The sequence below is a fragment of the Corynebacterium afermentans subsp. afermentans genome, from assembly GCF_030408355.1.
Lineage (GTDB): Bacteria > Actinomycetota > Actinomycetes > Mycobacteriales > Mycobacteriaceae > Corynebacterium > Corynebacterium afermentans.
In genome coordinates this window covers 1,803,978-1,821,603 of the sequence record NZ_CP046606.1, presented here as the reverse complement: position 1 = coordinate 1,821,603, position 17,626 = coordinate 1,803,978, and the positions used below count along the sequence as shown (strand labels likewise).

At 66.2% G+C, this 17,626-nt stretch carries 16 protein-coding genes and 1 pseudogene; 15 read left to right on the top strand and 2 right to left on the bottom strand.

The features are described 5' to 3' along the window. Window positions 1–6: 6 nt before the first annotated feature. Genes CAFEA_RS08670 through CAFEA_RS08660 form a run of 3 tightly spaced genes read left to right on the top strand, consistent with a single transcriptional unit; the run spans window position 7 to window position 4,634 of the window. Entirely contained in the window at window positions 7–2,718 is a 2,712-nt protein-coding gene (locus CAFEA_RS08670) for a valine--tRNA ligase (protein WP_063937921.1), read from the top strand. Next, the gene (folC, locus tag CAFEA_RS08665; protein ID WP_063937923.1) at window positions 2,719–4,212 is read left to right on the top strand and encodes a bifunctional tetrahydrofolate synthase/dihydrofolate synthase; all 1,494 of its coding nucleotides are present in this window, start codon (window positions 2,719–2,721) and stop codon (window positions 4,210–4,212) included. It abuts the gene before it with no gap. Continuing rightward, on the top strand, window positions 4,209–4,634 hold the full coding sequence (locus CAFEA_RS08660) for a DUF4233 domain-containing protein (RefSeq protein WP_063937925.1): 426 nt from the start codon (window positions 4,209–4,211) through the stop codon (window positions 4,632–4,634). The genes folC and CAFEA_RS08660 overlap by 4 nt, the downstream gene beginning before the upstream one ends. Before the next feature lie 8 nt (window positions 4,635–4,642). Here the strand turns inward: CAFEA_RS08660 and CAFEA_RS08655 are convergent, their stop codons facing one another. Further along, window positions 4,643–6,052, bottom strand: a complete 1,410-nt coding sequence (locus tag CAFEA_RS08655) for an AMP-binding protein (RefSeq protein WP_063937927.1) — start codon at window positions 6,050–6,052, stop codon at window positions 4,643–4,645. Between the two features lie 25 nt (window positions 6,053–6,077). On the opposite strand from CAFEA_RS08655, the gene CAFEA_RS08650 reads away from it, so the two are divergent. From CAFEA_RS08650 to obgE, 7 genes are all read left to right on the top strand, one after another. Next, window positions 6,078–6,383 carry a hypothetical protein gene (locus CAFEA_RS08650; RefSeq protein WP_063937929.1) on the top strand — a complete coding sequence of 102 codons (306 nt, stop codon included), beginning with the start codon at window positions 6,078–6,080 and terminating at the stop codon, window positions 6,381–6,383. A gap of 28 nt (window positions 6,384–6,411) precedes the next feature. Further along, on the top strand, window positions 6,412–6,822 hold the full coding sequence (gene ndk, locus CAFEA_RS08645; RefSeq protein WP_034998207.1) for a nucleoside-diphosphate kinase: 411 nt from the start codon (window positions 6,412–6,414) through the stop codon (window positions 6,820–6,822). A 138-nt stretch (window positions 6,823–6,960) separates the two neighbouring features. Next, window positions 6,961–7,518, top strand: a complete 558-nt coding sequence (locus CAFEA_RS08640; protein WP_159437631.1) for a TetR/AcrR family transcriptional regulator — start codon at window positions 6,961–6,963, stop codon at window positions 7,516–7,518. Between the two features lie 186 nt (window positions 7,519–7,704). Beyond that, window positions 7,705–10,425: a translation initiation factor IF-2 N-terminal domain-containing protein gene (locus CAFEA_RS08635; protein ID WP_082855682.1), complete on the top strand. Its 2,721-nt coding sequence runs from the start codon at window positions 7,705–7,707 to the stop codon at window positions 10,423–10,425. 184 nt (window positions 10,426–10,609) lie between these two features. Beyond that, window positions 10,610–10,915 (top strand): 50S ribosomal protein L21, encoded by a 306-nt coding sequence (gene rplU / locus CAFEA_RS08630; protein ID WP_063937933.1) that lies wholly within the window; start codon window positions 10,610–10,612, stop codon window positions 10,913–10,915. 20 nt (window positions 10,916–10,935) lie between these two features. Continuing rightward, window positions 10,936–11,280 (top strand): 50S ribosomal protein L27, encoded by a 345-nt coding sequence (gene rpmA, locus CAFEA_RS08625; RefSeq protein WP_034998211.1) that lies wholly within the window; start codon window positions 10,936–10,938, stop codon window positions 11,278–11,280. A 90-nt stretch (window positions 11,281–11,370) separates the two neighbouring features. Further along, a complete protein-coding gene (obgE, locus tag CAFEA_RS08620; protein WP_063937935.1) occupies window positions 11,371–12,876 on the top strand; it encodes a GTPase ObgE in 1,506 nt (501 codons plus the stop codon). Here obgE and CAFEA_RS08615 read toward each other — a convergent pair. After that, window positions 12,873–13,508, bottom strand: coding sequence for a DUF3053 domain-containing protein (locus CAFEA_RS08615; RefSeq protein ID WP_063937937.1), 636 nt, complete (start codon window positions 13,506–13,508; stop codon window positions 12,873–12,875). The two genes, obgE and CAFEA_RS08615, sit on opposite strands and share 4 nt — an antisense overlap. Window positions 13,509–13,816: 308 nt before the next feature. On the opposite strand from CAFEA_RS08615, the gene proB reads away from it, so the two are divergent. The 5 genes and pseudogenes from proB to CAFEA_RS08590 all read left to right on the top strand — a co-directional run bounded on the left by proB (window position 13,817) and on the right by CAFEA_RS08590 (window position 17,621). Next, window positions 13,817–14,932 carry a glutamate 5-kinase gene (proB, locus tag CAFEA_RS08610; RefSeq protein ID WP_063937939.1) on the top strand — a complete coding sequence of 372 codons (1,116 nt, stop codon included), beginning with the start codon at window positions 13,817–13,819 and terminating at the stop codon, window positions 14,930–14,932. Between the two features lie 18 nt (window positions 14,933–14,950). After that, entirely contained in the window at window positions 14,951–15,859 is a 909-nt protein-coding gene (locus CAFEA_RS08605) for a D-isomer specific 2-hydroxyacid dehydrogenase family protein (RefSeq protein WP_063937941.1), read from the top strand. A 68-nt stretch (window positions 15,860–15,927) separates the two neighbouring features. Beyond that, a pseudogene (locus CAFEA_RS08600) lies at window positions 15,928–16,275 on the top strand (glutamate-5-semialdehyde dehydrogenase); the annotation flags it as partial. Window positions 16,276–16,284: 9 nt separating this feature from the next. Continuing rightward, window positions 16,285–17,223, top strand: a complete 939-nt coding sequence (locus CAFEA_RS08595) for a hypothetical protein (protein WP_159437630.1) — start codon at window positions 16,285–16,287, stop codon at window positions 17,221–17,223. Next, on the top strand, window positions 17,223–17,621 hold the full coding sequence (locus tag CAFEA_RS08590) for a hypothetical protein (protein WP_063937945.1): 399 nt from the start codon (window positions 17,223–17,225) through the stop codon (window positions 17,619–17,621). Before CAFEA_RS08595 ends, CAFEA_RS08590 begins: the two co-directional genes overlap by 1 nt. The last annotated feature ends 5 nt before the right edge of the window (window positions 17,622–17,626 follow it).

Here is a 17,626-nt window from a genome sequence, read left to right as displayed (position 1 = left end):
GGGCGCGTGACTGAGACGAACGATCTGAACCGCGCGAACCAACTGCCCAAGTCGTGGGAGCCCAGCGCCCACGAACGCGACCTGTACGAAGGCTGGGTCGACGCCGGGTATTTCACGGCGGATCCGCAGTCGGACAAGCCCGCGTACTCGATCGTGCTGCCGCCGCCGAACGTGACCGGCCAGCTGCACATGGGCCACGCGCTCGACCACACGCTGATGGATTCTTTGGTGCGCCGCAAGCGCATGCAGGGCTTCGAGGTGCTTTGGCTGCCGGGTATGGACCACGCCGGCATTGCCACCCAGACCAAGGTGGAGGCCAAGCTCAAGGCGGAAGAGGGCAAGGACCGCTACGACTACGGGCGCGAGGAGTTCATCGAGCGCGTCTGGGAGTGGAAACAGCAGTACGGCGGCACTATCACCACGCAGATGCGCGCCATCGGCGACTCGGTGGATTGGTCGCGCGAGCGCTTCACGCTTGACGACGGCCTCTCGCGCGCCGTGCAGACCATCTTCAAGCAGCTCTACGACCGCGGGCTGGTCTACCGCGACTACCGCCTGGTCAACTGGTCGCCGGTGCTGGAGACTGCTGTCTCCGACATCGAGGTGGTGTACAAGGACGTCGAGGGCGAGTTCGTCTCCATCCGCTACGGCTCGCTCAACGACGACGAGCCGCACCTGATCGTTGCCACCACTCGTGTGGAGACAATGCTTGGCGACGTCGCTATCGCCGTGCACCCGGAAGACGAGCGCTACGCGCACCTCATCGGCCAGGTCTTCGAGCACCCGCTGCGCGAGGATTTGAAGCTTGAGGTCATCGCGGACGATTACGTGGACATGGAGCTGGGCACCGGTGCGGTGAAGATTACCCCGGCGCACGACCCGAACGACTACGAGATGGGCCTGCGCCACAACCTGGACATGCCGATCGTGATGGACGAGAAGGGCCGCATCGCCGATACCGGCACCCGCTTCGACGGCATGACCCGCGAAGAGGCCCGCGTAGCCGTGCGCGAGGCGTTGGCGGAGCAGGGCCGCATTGTCAAGGAAGTGCGCCCGTACGTGCATTCCGTGGGCCACTCGGAGCGCTCCGGCGAGCCGATCGAGCCGCGGCTTTCGCTGCAGTGGTTTGTCAAGGTCGACGAGCTGGCGAAGATGTCCGGCGACGCCGTGCGCTCCGGCGACACCGTCATCCACCCGGATTCCATGGAGAAGCGCTACTTCGACTGGGTGGACAACATGCACGACTGGACTATCTCGCGCCAGCTGTGGTGGGGCCACCGCATCCCGATCTGGTACGGCCCGGAGGACGAAAACGGCGAGCGCGACGTGGTCTGCGTCGGCCCCGACGAGCAGCCGCCGGCAGGCTACGAGCAGGACCCGGACGTGCTGGACACCTGGTTCTCGTCTGCCCTGTGGCCGTTTTCCACGATGGGCTGGCCGGAGAAGACCCCGGAGCTGGAGAAGTTCTTCCCCACCACCGTGCTGGTCACCGCCTACGACATCCTGTTCTTCTGGGTGGCGCGCATGATGATGTTCGGCACCTTCGCCGGCCAGGAAACCCCGGAGGTCCTTGGGGCCGGAGCGGAGCGGAGGCCTCAAGTTCCGTTCGAGCACCTTTACCTGCACGGCCTGGTGCGCGACGAAAAGGGCCGCAAGATGTCCAAGTCCCTGGGCAACGGCATCGACCCGATGGACTGGGTGGAGCAATACGGCGCGGACGCGCTGCGCTTCGCCCTGGCCCGCGGCGCGAATCCGGGCGTGGATCTGCCCATCGGCGAGGACCACGCAACCGCCGCCCGCAACTTCGCCACCAAGCTGTTCAACGCCACCAAGTTCGCGCTGATGAACGGCGCGCACGTGGATAAGCTGCCGGCCCGCGAGGCGCTCACGGACGCGGACCGCTGGATCCTGGACCGCGCCGAGGAAGTGCGCGCCAAGGTGGACGCCTACCTGGACGACTACCAGTTTGCCAAGGCCAACGAGGCGCTCTACCACTTCGCGTGGGACGAGCTGTGCGACTGGTACCTGGAGATCGCCAAGACACAGATCCCCAAAGAGGGCGAGACCGAGCAGGGCGAAAACACCAAGATCGTCCTCGGCCGCGTGCTCGACGTCATGCTGCGCCTGCTGCACCCGACCATGCCGTTTGTCACCGAGGTGCTGTGGAAGGCGCTCACCGGCAATGACACCGTCACCACCGCGCCGTGGCCGACCGCGGACGACACCAACGGCGGCGCTGAGACTGACACCCAGGCGCGCACCCGCGTCGAGGACGCCATCAAACTCATCACCGAGCTGCGCCGCTTCCGCTCCGACCAGGGTGTCAAGCCCTCACAGAAGGTGCCGGCCCGCGTGGACTTCGCGTCCGCGGACCTGGCGGAGCTGGAGGACGTGGTCCGCCAGATTGCCAGGGTGGAAAAGCCGGGGGAGGGCTTTAGCGCGTCGGCAAGCATTGAGATGCGCCTGAGCAAGGCGAACCTCGACGTCGCCCTGGACACCTCCGGCACCGTCGACGTCGCCGCCGAGCGCAAGCGCCTGGAAAAGGAGCTCGCCGCGGCGCAAAAGGAGCTGGACACCACCGGCGCGAAGCTGGCCAATGAGCAGTTTTTGGCCAACGCGCCGGAGGCCGTGGTGGAAAAGATCAAGGTCCGCCAGCAGGTCGCGCAGGAAGAGTTCGAGCGCGTCACCGCACGCCTGGACCAGCTGCCGGAGGCCTAAGTGGCTAGCGAAGAGTTTGAACTGCCCGAACTTCCGGAGCAGTACGACATCCAGCAGACCGACGCCGGCCTGACGCTTAACCTCGGCGCGCCGGGGGAGAGCAACGAGAGCGATCAGCTCGCCCCGCGCGGCGTGAGCGAGGAAGATCTAGCCGCGCTCGCGCAGGTGGAAGCCGAGCTCACCGCCCGCTGGCCGGAGACGGACATTGACCCGTCGCTGGAGCGCATCGCGCTGCTCATGGATTTCCTCGGCGAGCCGCAGAAGTCCTTCAAGGTCATCCACGTCGCCGGCACCAACGGCAAGACGTCCACCGTGCGGATGGTGGAGTCGCTGCTGCGCTCGTTTGGCAACCGTGTGGGCCGCACGACGAGTCCGCACCTGCAGTCCGTCACCGAGCGCATCGGCATCGACGGCGAGCCGATCCACCCGGCGGACTTCGTGCGCATCTACCGCGAGATCGAGCCGTACATCCAGATGGTGGACGAGCGCACCGGTGTACCCATGAGCTACTTCGAGGTCATGGTCGGCATCGCGTTCGCGGCTTTTGCGGATGCGCCTGTCGACGTCGCCGTGGTCGAAGTCGGCATGGGCGGGCGCTGGGACGCCACCAACGTGGTCGACGCGGACGTGGACGTGATCGCGCCTGTCGGCCTGGACCACACCGACTACTTGGGCGACACCCTCGCCGAGATCGCAGGCGAAAAGGCCGGAATTATCCGCAGCGCGGACGCCGTGGCCGTGATCGGCCAGCAGGACCCGGACGCAATGCGCGTGATCTTGGAGCGCACCGTGGAGGTCGGCGCGCCGGTAGCACGCTTCGCCCAGGAGTTCGGTGTGGCAGCCAGCGAGGTGGCCGTGGGCGGGCAGACGCTCACACTCAAGGGGCTGTCGGGCGAGTATGCGGACGTGTTTATCCCGTTGTCCGGGCCGCACCAGGCGCACAACGCATCGGTGGCGCTGGCGGCGGTGGAGGCGTTCCTCGGCGCATCCGCCGAGCGCACGCTCGACGCGAACACGGTGCGCGAGGGGTTCGCCGCCACCACCTCGCCGGGCCGGTTGGAGCGCGTGCGCGCCACCCCCACGACGTTCATCGACGCCACCCACAACCCGCACGGCGCGCAGGCGCTCGCGGCGGCGCTGGAGCGCGATTTCGATTTCACGCGCCTGATCGGCGTGCTCGGCATTTTGGGCGACAAGGACGCCCGGGGCATCATGGAGGCGCTTGAGCCGGTGCTCACCGAGGTCGTGATCACGCAGAACACGTCCCCGCGCGCCACGGACGCCTACGAGCTGGCGGAAACCGCCCGCGAGGTGTTCGGCGACGAGCGCGTGCACGTCGAGGAGCACTTGCCATCCGCCTACGAGCTCGCCGTGGAGCTGGCGGAGGAGGCGCTCGCCGAGGTGGGCGTGCAGTCCGGCTCCGGCGTGCTCATCACCGGCTCGGTGGTCACCGCCGGCGAGGCCCGCGCGATGTTTGGAAAGGACCCGCAATGACACGCAGCAACCAGCAGATGGGCCCGCTCGGCCCCGGCAAGGAACCGGTTAAAGACCCGATGTCGGGGCTGACCGGCGTGCTCTCCGGCACGCTGATCATGGAGGCCATCACGGTTCTGCTTATCCTCACCGTCATCCTCAAAGTCGACGGCGGCGAACACTGGACCACCTTCAACTGGGTCTACATCACCGTGATCGGCCTGGCGCACGTGGTCATGGCGTTCTTCCAGAAGAAGCCGGCCGCGCTCTGGATCGACATTGCGCTGCAGATTCCGCTGATCTTCGGCTTCTTCATCCACTGGTCGGTCACGGCGGTGGGCATCATCTTCGGCATCGTGTGGTACTTCGTCATCCGCATGCGCTCGGAGATCGTCCAGCGTATGCGTGGCGGCTACCTCACCACCCAGCACCTGGGCACTTAGAGGGGCACTTAGAGGTCCTTGCGCAGGATCTTGCCGGCGGCATTGCGGGGGATCGCGTCCACGAACGCCACGGCGCGCACCTTTTTGTAGGCGGTCACGCGCGCCGCCACCCATTCCATCACTTGGGCCTCGTCTAGGGGCCCATGCTTGACGACGAAAGCCTTCGGCACCCCGCCGCGCTCGGCAACAGCCACGTCGCTGATCTGCGGGTGCGTCAGCAGCAGTGCTTCGAGTTCGGCCGGGGCGATCTGGAACCCGTGGTACTTGAACACGTCCTTTGCGCGGTCGACGACCGTGACTGTCTCGTCCGGGTTGACCCGCGCGATGTCGCCGCTGCGCAGCCAGCCGTCCACGATGGCACCGCGGGTGGCCTTGGGGTTCCCCAGGTAGCCGCGCATGATCTGGGGGCCGCGGACTTGCAGCTCGCCGTCGGCGCCGTCGGGCAGTTCCGCGCCGGTATCTGAGTCCACCACGCGGAATTCGGTGTTTGGGATGGCGTACCCGATGGTGCCCGGATTTGACCGGCCGGCGATGCCGACGTGCGTCACAGGCGAGGACTCGGTGGTGCCGTAGCCCTGCAGCATGACAATGCCCAGGCGGTCCTCGACGCGGCGAGCCAGCGCCTCGTCCAAGGGTGCGGCGCCGCAGACCATGTGGGCGCAGGCGGCGAAATCGGCCGGGTTGATGGCGGGGGAGTTCGCCAGCGCCAGCGCGATCGGCGGGGCGATGAAGCTCAGCTCGATGGAGTGCGCGCGGTGGGCGCGCGCGAACTCGGCGAGGTCGAAGCGCGCGGCGGTGAACACGTGCCGGCCCGCGGCAAGCGACGACAGCAGCAGCGTGTTCAAGCCGTAGATGTGGGAAAACGGCAGGGGAGCGGCCACGCGGGTGCCCTCGCCGATGCCGCTGGCGGCTAGCGCCGCGTTGAACTGCACCGCGTTGGCTGTAATCGAGCGGTGGGTCAACTCCACGCCCTTGGGTAGCCCGGTGGTGCCGGAGGAAAACGGGATGACCGCCACCGAACCGGGGTCCGCCGGAGCAAAAGCGTCGGCGGGGCCGGGGGCGAGATCGCCCGGCTCGATTCGGTGGGTGACGCCGGCGAGGGCGGAAAGACGCGACGCTTCGGCGTCGATAAGCGAATGCCCGATCAGGCACGTCGTCGCACCCGTGCGCGAGACGGCGAGTAGTGCGGCCACGAAGTCGATGGAGTTGGGCAGCCGCAGCTCAACCACGCTGCCCGGATCCACGCCGCGGTTTCGCAGGCGGGTGGCGGCCGCGTCCGCTACCGCCCACAGCTCGTCGTAGGTGACGGTGCGGCCTGTGTCGTACTCCGTGATGGCGGGCAGCTCCCCGCGCGGGACCAGGCGGTCGAGCGCAGTGTTCGGCAGCGCGACATCCGGCAGGGGAGAGCTGTGCACCATGGGCAACAAGGCTACGGTATGGCCCATGCGCATCGTGAGTTTCGCCCTAGCCGCCGTGTTTTCCATCGTCGCTGTGGTGGCCGTGTACACAACCCTGCCCGGGTGGGTGGGCACCGTGGCGATCGTCGCCGCCGGGCTGTTTTTGGTGCTCGGGTTCTACGAGCAGTACAAGCGCCGGGAAGACATCGCGCCCGAGCTTGACGACGAACAACGCGCCACCGTCCAGCGCATGAAAGCCGAGGGCAACTTCCAGCTTGCGGTGCAGCAGGTGCAGCTGTGGTTCCGGGGCACCACCGCAGAGGACGCAGCGCGCATCGTACGGGAGGCATAAATACGACTTTGGGGTAAGATTTTGGGCTATGACTGAACGTACTCTGATCCTGATCAAGCCCGACGGTGTTGCAAACGGCCACGTCGGCGACATCATCTCCCGCATCGAGCGCAAGGGCCTGAAGCTTGTGGAGCTGGACCTGCGCACCGCAGACCGCGAAACCGCTGAGAAACACTACGCCGAGCACAAGGACAAGCCGTTCTTCGGTGAACTGGTGGACTTCATCACCTCCGCACCGCTGGTCGCCGGCATCGTCGAGGGCGAGCGCGCCATCGAGGCGTGGCGCCAGCTGGCCGGCGGCACCGACCCGGTTGCCAAGGCCACCCCGGGCACCATCCGCGGCGACTTCGCTCTGTCCGTGGCGGAAAACGTGGTCCACGGCTCCGACTCGCCGGAGTCCGCTGAGCGTGAGATCGGCATCTGGTTCCCGAACCTCTAAGCGCACGTAGTCAGACACCGCAGCCGCCACGGCTGCGGTGTTTTTCACGTCTAGGGCGGGGGAATTTCAGTCGCGACGGGCTAATTGTTGTATAAATAGAGTCGCATGTGATCCGCATAGTGAGAAAGGTGAACCGTGGTGGCATCTCGCAGCGAGCAGGTACGGGCGGTGGAGAAGCGCTCTGCGATCCTGGATGCGGCGATTGACCTGTTGCTTGCGGAGGGGCTCAAGGGGCTGACGCACCGGCAGGTCGCGGCGGCCGCATCGGTGCCGGTGGGATCCATCGGGTACTACTACTCCACACGCGACAAGCTGGTGGCCACCTGCTTCGAGCAACTGGTGCAGGTCCGCCTGGAAGCGATGGAGCGCGCGAAGGGCGCAGGGGTCGAGCTTTCAGACCCGGTGCAGTTGGCCGAGTCGGTCGTGGACGTTGTGGCGTGCGGGCAGACGACGCGCGCGAGTGCGGTGGTCGCCGCGTTCATCGAGGCCCAGCGCGAAACAGGCAAAGTCGGCGACTACGTCCGCCAATCCACCGACGAGCTCAAAGATCTCATCGCGGAGCTTTTGCAACGCGCCGGTGTGGATTTCAACTCCGCGCGAGTGCTGCAGATCGTGGTCGGCACGGCGCTGACTGAACGCCACGAGAACGCCCCCGTTGCGGCGGTGGCCGACCTTCTGCGACTGGCCGAGAAGTAATCCTTGCCCCGCACCCCAGGGATCGCTGTGCCACAATGGTAAGCGCAAGCGCCGCGACGCGACGCTAGGAAACTTTCACATGTACCGCACCGTGGGGTTCGCCGTGCGGCCGCTTCGGCAACGTTTTGCCAGCGCCCGGCCCACCCCGGCGGGTTGCGGCTGAGCAAAATTGGAGAGTGACGCACATTGGCTGGTCACAAGGCATCCGAAGAGAATATTTACGCCGCGTTCGACCGTTCCCAGCTGGCGGAGAAAACCCGCGTGTTCACGCTGGCTAAAGCGCTGGGCGTGCCGTCGAAGGAGCTCGTGGTCGCGCTGTCGGAGCTCGGCGTGGTCAAAGTTGCGCAGTCGACGCTGACGCGCGCTGAAAGCGAGCAGCTTCTCGACGCACTCGCGAACACCGCCGCCACCACCGACGACGAGGAGACTGCAGACGACGCCGCGGACGAGAAGATCCGCCAGCGCGTGCGCAAGGACGTGGAAAACGAGATCCACCAAATCGAGGATAAGGTCGAGGCGGACCTGCGCGAGGGCCCGCTCACCGACGTCGAGCCGGAGATCACCCCCGTGCCGGAGGAGACCGCCAACCGCGCCCCCGTCTTCAAGGCCCCGGAGCGCAAGCGCCGCCGCGCCACCCGCGCCGCGGCGCCGAGCGAGGAGAAGGAGCCCGAGCCTATCGACGAGGTTTCGCCGGAGGACGCGGATAAGCAAGAGCCCGAAGTGATCGAAGAGCCGAAGGCGATCAAGGGCTCATCCCGCTTGGAAGCGCAGCGCCGCCGCCGCACAGAAAAGCGCGAAGAGCATCGCAAACGCTCCCGCATTGTCAGCCAGGCCGAGTTTTTGGCGCGCCGCGAGTCCGTCGAGCGCCACATGGTGGTGCGCGAGCGCGACCGCCGCGACGGCCACGGCAAGATCACCCAGGTCGGCGTGCTCGAGGACGGGCTTCTGGTGGAGCACTTCGTCACCGCCGAAAGCCAGTCCTCCATGATCGGCAACATCTACCTGGGACGCGTGCAAAACGTGCTGTCCAGCATGGAAGCCGCGTTCATCGACATCGGGCAGGGCCGCAACGGCGTGCTCTACGCCTCCGAGGTGGACTGGAAGGCCGCCGGTTTGGGCGGGCGCTCGCGCCGCATTGAGCAGGCCCTCAAATCCGGCGACCAGGTGCTGGTACAGGTGACTAAGGACCCCGTCGGCCACAAAGGTGCGCGCCTGACCACCCAGATCTCGCTGGCTGGACGCTACCTGGTGTATGTGCCGGGCGGCCGCAGCGCGGGCATTTCCCGCAAGCTGCCGGCGCCGGAGCGCAAGCGCCTGAAGGAAATCCTGAACCACGTCGTGCCCGGCAAGGGCGGGGCGATCATCCGCACCGCCGCCGAAAACGTGCCGGAAGAAGCCATCGCGGCCGACGTGAACCGGCTGCACAACCAGTGGACCGCGATCCAGGAGCAGGCGGAAAAGGAGAAAAACTCCAAGGGCGCGAAGCCGGTGACCTTGTATGAGGAGCCGAACATCCTGGTCAAGGTTGTGCGCGACCTGTTCAACGAGGACTTCACCTCGCTCATCGTGGACGGCCGCAAGCCGTGGAACACCGTCCACGCCTACGTGCAGTCCGTCGCCCCGGACCTTCTGGATCGCCTGGAGAAGTTTGACCGCTCCAGCCACGACGGCAAGGACGCCTTCGAGGTCCACCGCATCGACGAGCAGCTGCAAAAGGCGCTGTCGCGCACCGTGTGGCTGCCGTCGGGTGGCACCCTGGTCATCGACCGCACCGAGGCCATGACCGTCATCGACGTCAACACCGGCAAGTTCACCGGCTCCGGCGGCTCGCTGGAAGAGACGGTCACCTCCAACAACCTGGAGGCCGCCGAGGAGATCGTGCGCCAGGTCCGCCTGCGCGACATCGGCGGCATGATCATCATCGACTTCATCGACATGATCCTCCCCGAAAACCAGGATCTCGTACTGCGCCGCCTCAACGAGGCACTCGGCCGCGACCGCACCCGCCACCAGGTCTCCGAGGTCACCTCCCTGGGCCTGGTGCAGATGACCCGCAAGCGCCTGGGCAACGGCCTGCTGGAGACGTTTTCCACCGAGTGCGAGTGCTGCGGCGGCCGCGGCATCATCGTCACCGACGACCCCGTCGAGCACGACCCGTACTCCGAGCGTGGCCGCGACGAGCGCTCCAAGCGCCGTTCGCGTGACGACGAGCACCGCTCCTCCCGCGGCCGGAACAAGTCCGCCGACTCAGACGCCGAGACCGCGCGCCGGCCACGCCGCTCCAAGCGCAAGCAGCTCAACGAAGACGAGATGGACAACTTGCTCAACTCGATCTTCAGCGATGACAGCAACGACGGCGACGACAGGGATGGCAGCGACGGCAGCGACAGCGACGCTTCCGAGGGGCGCCGCCGTTCCTCGCGCCGCCGGGGCCGCCGCGGGGGCAACCGCGGCCGCGGGCCCCAGACAGACACCCAGGGCAAGCAGGAAGAACGCCCGGAAAGCGACAAGCGCCCGGAAAGCGACAAGGACGTCCCGCAGCAGAGCTTCGAGGAAGCGGTGGAGGAGTTCGACAACTCGCCGCGCCGCAAGCGCCGCACCCGCGGCAATTCCCGCTCCGACGTCCGCCCACGCCGCCAGGACTACCAGGACACCGCCGCAGAAGCTGCCCCGGACGCCGAGAAGGATGAACCGGTAGCGAAGGCGAAGCCGGCGGCGGGCCGCAGGGGCCGCCGTCGCGCCGTGCGCAAGTCCAACGCCACAGCCAACGCCACAACAAACGCAGCAGCCGCGCAGCGCGACGCTGGATCTGGGGAGAAGGAGAAGCGTCGGGAGGCGGAGCGTCGTCGAGAAGCAAAGGCTTCCCCGCGGCGCGGACGCAGGCGCGCCACCCGCCGCAGCAGCTAACGCGGTTTGGTAAAGCGCATGGTGCCGGTGTAGTCTTGCCGAGTCGCTGTTTCGGGGCGTGCCGCCTCGTTGCCTACGCATGCGGGCACGGCAGGCCACAATAGGCCCCGAAGCGCTCAAACTGTTCCATTTCCGCCCCCGAGCATGCAGGGGGCGGGCGAGTAGAGATAAGGGGTAACCCTCTATGTACGCGATCGTCAAGACCGGCGGCAAGCAGTACAAGGTTGCCGAGGGCGACCTCGTCAAGGTCGAGAAGCTTGAGGGTGAAGCAGGCGACAAGGTCGAACTCACCCCGATCCTTCTCGTAGATGGCGCAGACGTCACCTCCGGTGCCGACGCACTGTCCAAGGTCAACGTGACCGCAGAGATCGTCGAGCACGGCAAGGGCAAGAAGATCAACATTCTGAAGTACAAGAACAAGACCGGCTACAAGGTCCGCCAGGGCCACCGCCAGCCGCAGACCACCGTCAAGATCACCGGCATTAAGTAACCACTAGGAGAAATTGAACAATGGCAACCAAGAAGGGTGCATCCAGCTCCTCGAACGGTCGTGACTCTGAGTCCAAGCGCCTCGGTGTGAAGCGCTTCGGTGGCCAGCAGGTCAAGGCCGGCGAGATCCTCGTCCGCCAGCGCGGCACCAAGTTCCACCCGGGCGACAACGTCGGCCGCGGCGGCGACGACACGCTGTTCGCACTGACCGCAGGCTCCGTCCAGTTCGGCATCAAGCGCAAGCGCCGCATCGTCAACATCGTCCCGGCCGACGGCCAGGGTGTTGCTTCCGAGGTCCTCGAGCAGGCTGAGGCAGCAGGCGTTGTCGACGAAGGCACCGCCGACGAGGCAACCGCCACCGCGTAACCGCGAAGCGTAGGCGCCGCCGGTCCATTCGGGCCGACGGCGCTTTTTGCTTATCATCGTCCGTGTCCTAAAGAAAGGCGGCAAACCACCATGGCCCAATTCGTTGATCGCGCAACCCTGCACCTGCAAGCAGGCGACGGCGGCCACGGCTGCACGTCCGTCCACCGCGAAAAGTTCAAGCCGCTCGGCGGTCCGGACGGAGGCAACGGCGGCCACGGCGGCGACATCATCCTCGAGGTATCCACCCAGGTGCACACGCTGCTGGATTTCCAGTACCGCCCGCACATCAAGGCGCAACGCGGCGCGAACGGCGCGGGCGATTGTCGCAACGGCGCGCGCGGCGAGGACCTCGTGCTGCAGGTGCCGGTGGGCACGGTGGTGCGCAGCGAGGACGGCGACGTGCTCGCGGACTTGACCGTGCCGGGCACCCGCTTCATCGCCGCGGAGGGCGGCTTCGGAGGTTTGGGCAACGCAGCCTTGGCGACGGCGAAGCGCAAAGCCCCCGGTTTCTCGCTGAAAGGCGAACCAGGCGAGGCGCACGACCTGATCCTGGAGCTGAAGTCGATGGCGGATGTGGGCCTGGTCGGGTTTCCGTCGGCAGGCAAATCCTCGCTTATTTCTGTGCTGTCCGCCGCAAAGCCGAAGATCGCGGACTACCCGTTTACCACGCTCGCGCCGAACCTGGGTGTGGTCAACGTCGGCCACGACACCTTCACCATCGCGGACGTGCCCGGCCTGATCCCGGGCGCAAGCGAGGGCAAGGGACTCGGCCTGGACTTTTTGCGACACATTGAGCGCACCGCGGTGCTGGCGCACCTCGTGGACGTGGCCACGATGGAACCGGGCCGCGACCCGCTCTCCGACATCGAGGCCCTCGAACACGAGCTGGACACCTACGCCGACGCCCTCGACATGGACTCCGGCCTGGGTGACCTGCGCGAGCGCCCGCGCCTCGTGGTGCTGAACAAGATGGACATCCCGGAGGCCAAGGAGCTCGCTGAGTTTTTGCGCGCGGACATCGAGGAGAAGTTCGGCTGGCCGGTGTACATGATCTCCACCGCCACCCGTGAGGGGCTGGACGAGCTGAAGTGGGCAATGTGGGACATCGTCAAGCGCACCCGCAAAAAGCGTCGCACCACGCCTATCGACGAACCACAGGTCATCCGCCCCAAAGCCCTCAGCCGACGCGGCGACGACGGCGGCGTGGAGGTCGTGCGCGACCCCATGTACCCGGAAGGCTGGCTGGTCACCGGCGAAAAGGTGGAGCGCTGGGTGCGCCAGACGGACTTCGAAAACGACGAGGCCGTCGGCTACCTGTCGGACCGCCTAAACAAGGCAGGCGTGGAAGACATGCTCCGCAAGGCCGGCGCCCACGAGGGCGACACGGTCACCATCGGCGAGATCTCGTTCGACTGGGAGCCGACCATCGGGGGCGACCCGACGCTGGCCGGCCGCGGCCAGGACGCGCGCCTGGGCGGCACGGACCGCACGTCCGCCGCCGAGCGCAAGCGTGCGTCCCAGGCCCGCCGCGGCCTGATCGACGAGTACGACTACGGCACCGGCGAAGAAGCCGACCGCGAGCGCTGGCAGGGCTAGAAGCCGCTGCACACCTCCATCACGTCATCGAAGTCGGCGCCGAGCCCGCCCATGGCTGCGGCGCAGGCGGTGCCCTTCCACTTGCCGCTAACGATCCACTGCTCAAACTGCTTGAGTTTCTTATCGGCCCACATGGTTGCCTCGAAGGCAAACTTATTGTCCTGGTATTCCTTGTCGCGGCAGCCCCACGTGTTTGTGCCCTCGAGCAGTTCGAGGTAGGTGCCGCCATTTGTGTCGGCCATAGGGGTGATCGTAAGCATGCGATCGGCGCGCATATTCACTCGGTCGGTGGCGTAGCACTGCGTCCCGAGGTGTTGAACGTTGGTGTCGCCGAGCTGGATCATCTTGGTGGAGCCCGGAATCGTCGAGCGGAATTTGACACCTTTGTATCCGACACCGGGAAAGTCGGACTCGAGATACTCCGTAATCTCCTGTGGATCTGTGTCGGGGTAGTAGACAGTGGTTAGCTGGCCGGTTTCGTCGGCCTGATAGTTCACGATCTGGGATTCCGTGAACTCGGGTAACTCTACCCCTGGAAATGCCTGCAGTTCGGTGAAGGTGGGTTCTTTCTCACCGCAACCGGTGAGAAGGAGGCATGCGGAAATGGCAACGGGTGCTAGAAGGCGTTTCATGGATATAGCTATAGCGCATTCCCTGTCAATCTACTGTGCAATTGATGAAAGTTTCAGGGCCTGCGCTTGCCTAACAGCAGGTCCATCGCGCCGTGGTGCCCGTGCGGGTTAGCCACGAGGTACCCGCGCGCGGGCTGTGGCCGGCGTCGATTAGTTGTTGGCGGTCGAAGTGCTCCAGGAACTCGAGCGCTGTTGTGTCAAATTCGTTCACGTGTCGAAAACTATCCGTAAAAACGGAACGCGCAAGACCCTTCCGAAATCTGTGGATAACGCTGGGCGGGTTATTCACAGGCGTAGACTTCACACGCATGACAACGCTTCGCAACCAGATCGCCGCCGCCCGCCGCATTGTGGTCAAGCTGGGCACAAGTTCCCTGGTAAACGCCTCAGGCGAGCTGGATCCGGCGAAGATCGACGGCATCGTGGACGCTATCGAGCACCGCATCGCGCGCGGTTCCGAAGTGGTCGTGGTTTCCTCGGGTGCGATCGCGGCGGGCATGGGGCCGCTGGGGTTAAAGGCGCGCCCGCGCGATCTGGCCACCAAACAGGCGGCCGCGTCGGTGGGGCAGATCCACCTCGCGCAGGTGTGGGGCGCCTCCTTTGCGCGCTATGGCAGGACGGTTGGCCAGGTGCTGCTCACGCAGAGCGACGCCGGGTCCCGAGAGCGCGCCCGCAACGCGCAGCGCACGATCGATAGGCTGCGTCAGATGGGCGCGGTGCCGATCGTCAACGAGAACGACACGGTAGCCACCTCCGAGATGCGCTTCGGCGACAACGACCGCCTCTCCGCCATCGTGGCCACCCTCGTGTCCGCGGACGCGCTGGTACTGCTGTCGGACGTGGATGGACTCTACGACAAAAATCCATCAGACCCGAGCGCCAAGCTTCTCGACGAAGTCCGTTCCGGCAACGACCTCACCGACGTCGAAGCCGGCGACGGGGGCGTCTTCGGCACCGGCGGCATGGCGGCGAAGGTCTCGGCCGCGCGCCTGGCCACCCGCGGCGGCGTGCCGGTGCTGCTGACCGCCACGGAAAACATCGACGCCGCGCTCGATCACGGACAGGTGGGCACTGTGTTCCACACGCGCCCAGGCCGGAAACTTTCGGCATGGAAGTTCTGGGCTCTCTACGCAGCGGACGCCGAGGGCGTGCTGCGCTTGGACAAGGGCGCCGTCGAGGCCGTGACCCGCGGCGGCACGAGCCTGCTCGCGGTGGGGATTACCGGCATCGAGGGCGAATTCCACGCCGGCGACATCGTGGAAATCCTGGGCCCGGATTCTGAAGCCGTGGGCCGCGGCGAGGTCGCCTACGACGCCGCGGAGCCTGCCGCGATGTGTGGTCGCCACTCCGACGAGCTGCCCACCCACCAGCGCAGGGCCGTGGTGCACGCGGATTACCTGTCCAACTACGCCTCGCGCCTGTAGTAACTAGTCTGGGCGGGCATGAAGTTCACGTTTTTGCCCAAGCCCAAAGACGAGCCGATTGCCGCGCTGGAGGCGGAGGGCCACCAGCATGTGGCCCTCGAGGACAACCCGGACATGATCCTCTTCGGCGGCGGCCCGGGCGACTTCCCGGACCAGCTGCCCGATTCCGTCAAGGTCGTGCAGATCCAGTACGCGGGCGTGGAGAACCTGCAGGATGTCTTTGCCAAGCACGCGGCAAACGGCGTGCGTTTCGCCAACGCCGGCGGGCTGTACGACGACACCGTCGCCGAGTCCACCCTCGCGCTGCTGCTCGCGGTGGAGCACCGCATGAAGGCCGTGGACCGCGAGTGGAACAATACGCAGCTGTTCAAGGAGAAGCAGTACCTCTTCGACAACAAGAAGCTCGCGATCATCGGTGCAGGCGGCATCGGCAAAACGCTGATCCGCTTCCTGGAGCCCTTCGGCATGGAGATCACTGCGGTGAACCGCTCCGGCAACCCCGTCGAGGGCGCAGACCATACCGTGACGCTTTCCGACGATGTCTGGGACAACCACGACTACTTCGTCCTCATCGCCCCGCTCACCGAGGAAACCCGCCACATGGTCAACGCGGAGACCATCGGGAAAATGCCTGATAGCGCGGTGGTGGTCAATGTGGGGCGCGGGCCGCTCGTCGATACGCAGGCGCTCACGCAGGCACTTGCCGACGGCCACCTGCGCGGCGCCGGCCTGGATGTCACCGAGCCCGAGCCGCTGCCCGCCGACCACGATCTGTGGGGCCTGGACAACTGCGTGATCACCCCACACGTAGCCAACATCCCGCGGTTTATGGAGCGCCGCATCGGCGGGCTGGCCGCGAAGAACTGGGAGCTGTTTACCGCGGGCGAGAAGATGGCCACTGAAGTGGACGTCGACGCGGGGTACTAGCATGCAGACTGACCAGCAAAGACAGGCCGAGCGCGAGGAGGTGCTCGCGAACGTTCAGTGCGGATGTTGTGCCTGCAACGGAGGCTGATTTCGCCGAGGAGTACCTCAGCATGGACATCGCAAGCGCCGTCGTGGACGGCGTCGAAGGTGCGATCGCCCACATCGCGCGCTACTCCAGCGGCCACACCGAGGCAATTGCGGCCCAAGACGCCAATGCTTTACGACGATTCGCTGACGCCGTCGACGCCGCAGCAGTCGTACTCAACGCATCGACCGCCTTTACGGACGGGGAGCAGTACGGCATGGGGGCCGAAATCGGCATCTCCACCCAGAAACTGCACGCCCGCGGGCCGATGGCGCTGCCGGAGCTGACCACCACCAAATGGATCCTGGAAGGTGCAGGCCAGGTGCGCTAGTCTATCCGCGTGAAAAAATCCCGTTCCTCCTGGCGGGCCCGTATCGGCCTGTTCGCCACCGCTGTCGCCACCGCCGTGACAGCCACCGTTTCCCCCGTCGCGCCCGTTCCGGAGGCCGACGCGCAAACCCGCTGCCCGGCCGTCGCGGTCATCGCCGCCCGCGGCTCCGGCCAAAACAACCAGATCTACCCCACGCGCTACTCGGGCGGGGCGGCCTGGACCTCCAACGGCTGGGAGGCGGAGACCATCCGTGCCTTCCTGCAGCATGCGGAGCGCCGCTACGTGGCCACCCACGGCGGTAATTCCCTGATGAAGGACGTCGAAGTCATCGGCCTGGAGCCGCGCTACTACCCGGCAACATTCCCGGAGTACGACGTGCCCGAGGTCGCCGTGCCGTCGACGTTTTTGCAGGCGCTCGGTCTCGCCTTCCAGTGGGCCAGCCCGATGTTCATGATGGCGCGCACCGCCGCGAACCAGTTCCTGGACTCGGTGAAGATCGGCCGCGGTGGTGTGATGCAGATGGTCAACGATTACGAGCGCACCACCGGCTGCCGCCCGAAGTACATCCTGTCCGGCTACTCGCAGGGCGCGATGATCCTGCTCGAGCACGAGCGTGAACTGGCCCGCCGCGGCCAGCTCGCCGGCGTTGTCTACTTCGGCAACCCGAACACTGCCCGAGGCGACTGGTCCACCGTGGGCGTGCGCGGCGGCGGCGCAGGCGGCATCCTCGGCGCGCTGCCGTTTAACACCAAGACCGCGGCCGCGACCCGTAACCGCGTGAACTACTGCCTGCCGCTGGACGCCGTGTGCGACCTGTCGCGCCAGACCCTGGAAGCCTCGCGCCCCACCGGCGGCAATCACGCCCGCTACTTCCGCTGGCACTCCCGCTGGGACAATCAGGTCTCCGACTCGTTCGGCCGGTTCGTGGATCAGGTACGGTACGGCTAATGAGACGTCGTATCCGTTCCGCTGCCGCCGCGACCGCCTGCGCCGTTGCGCTTACCGCCGTGCCGGCGGGCGCGGAAACCATCACGCGCGACACCGAGGAGCGCGTGACGGTAGAAAAAACCTGCAAGATGAAGGTGGATGAGAAGGGCAACCCGATCATCGACGCAGACGGCAACCCGATTCCCGTCACCGACAAGGACGGAAAACAGGTGTGCGAGGAGAAGAAGGTCGCCGGCGGCTCCAGCAGCAGCGCCAGTAAGTGGGCGGACGACACCACTGATGAGCTGCGCATCGGCGCCATCGTCGGCGTAGTTGGCGCGCTGCTCGCGCTGGTGCTCGGCGGCGGTTTGCTGTTCATCGAGTCCGTGGACATCACCATGCTGCCTCCGGCGAGGTAGCGGCA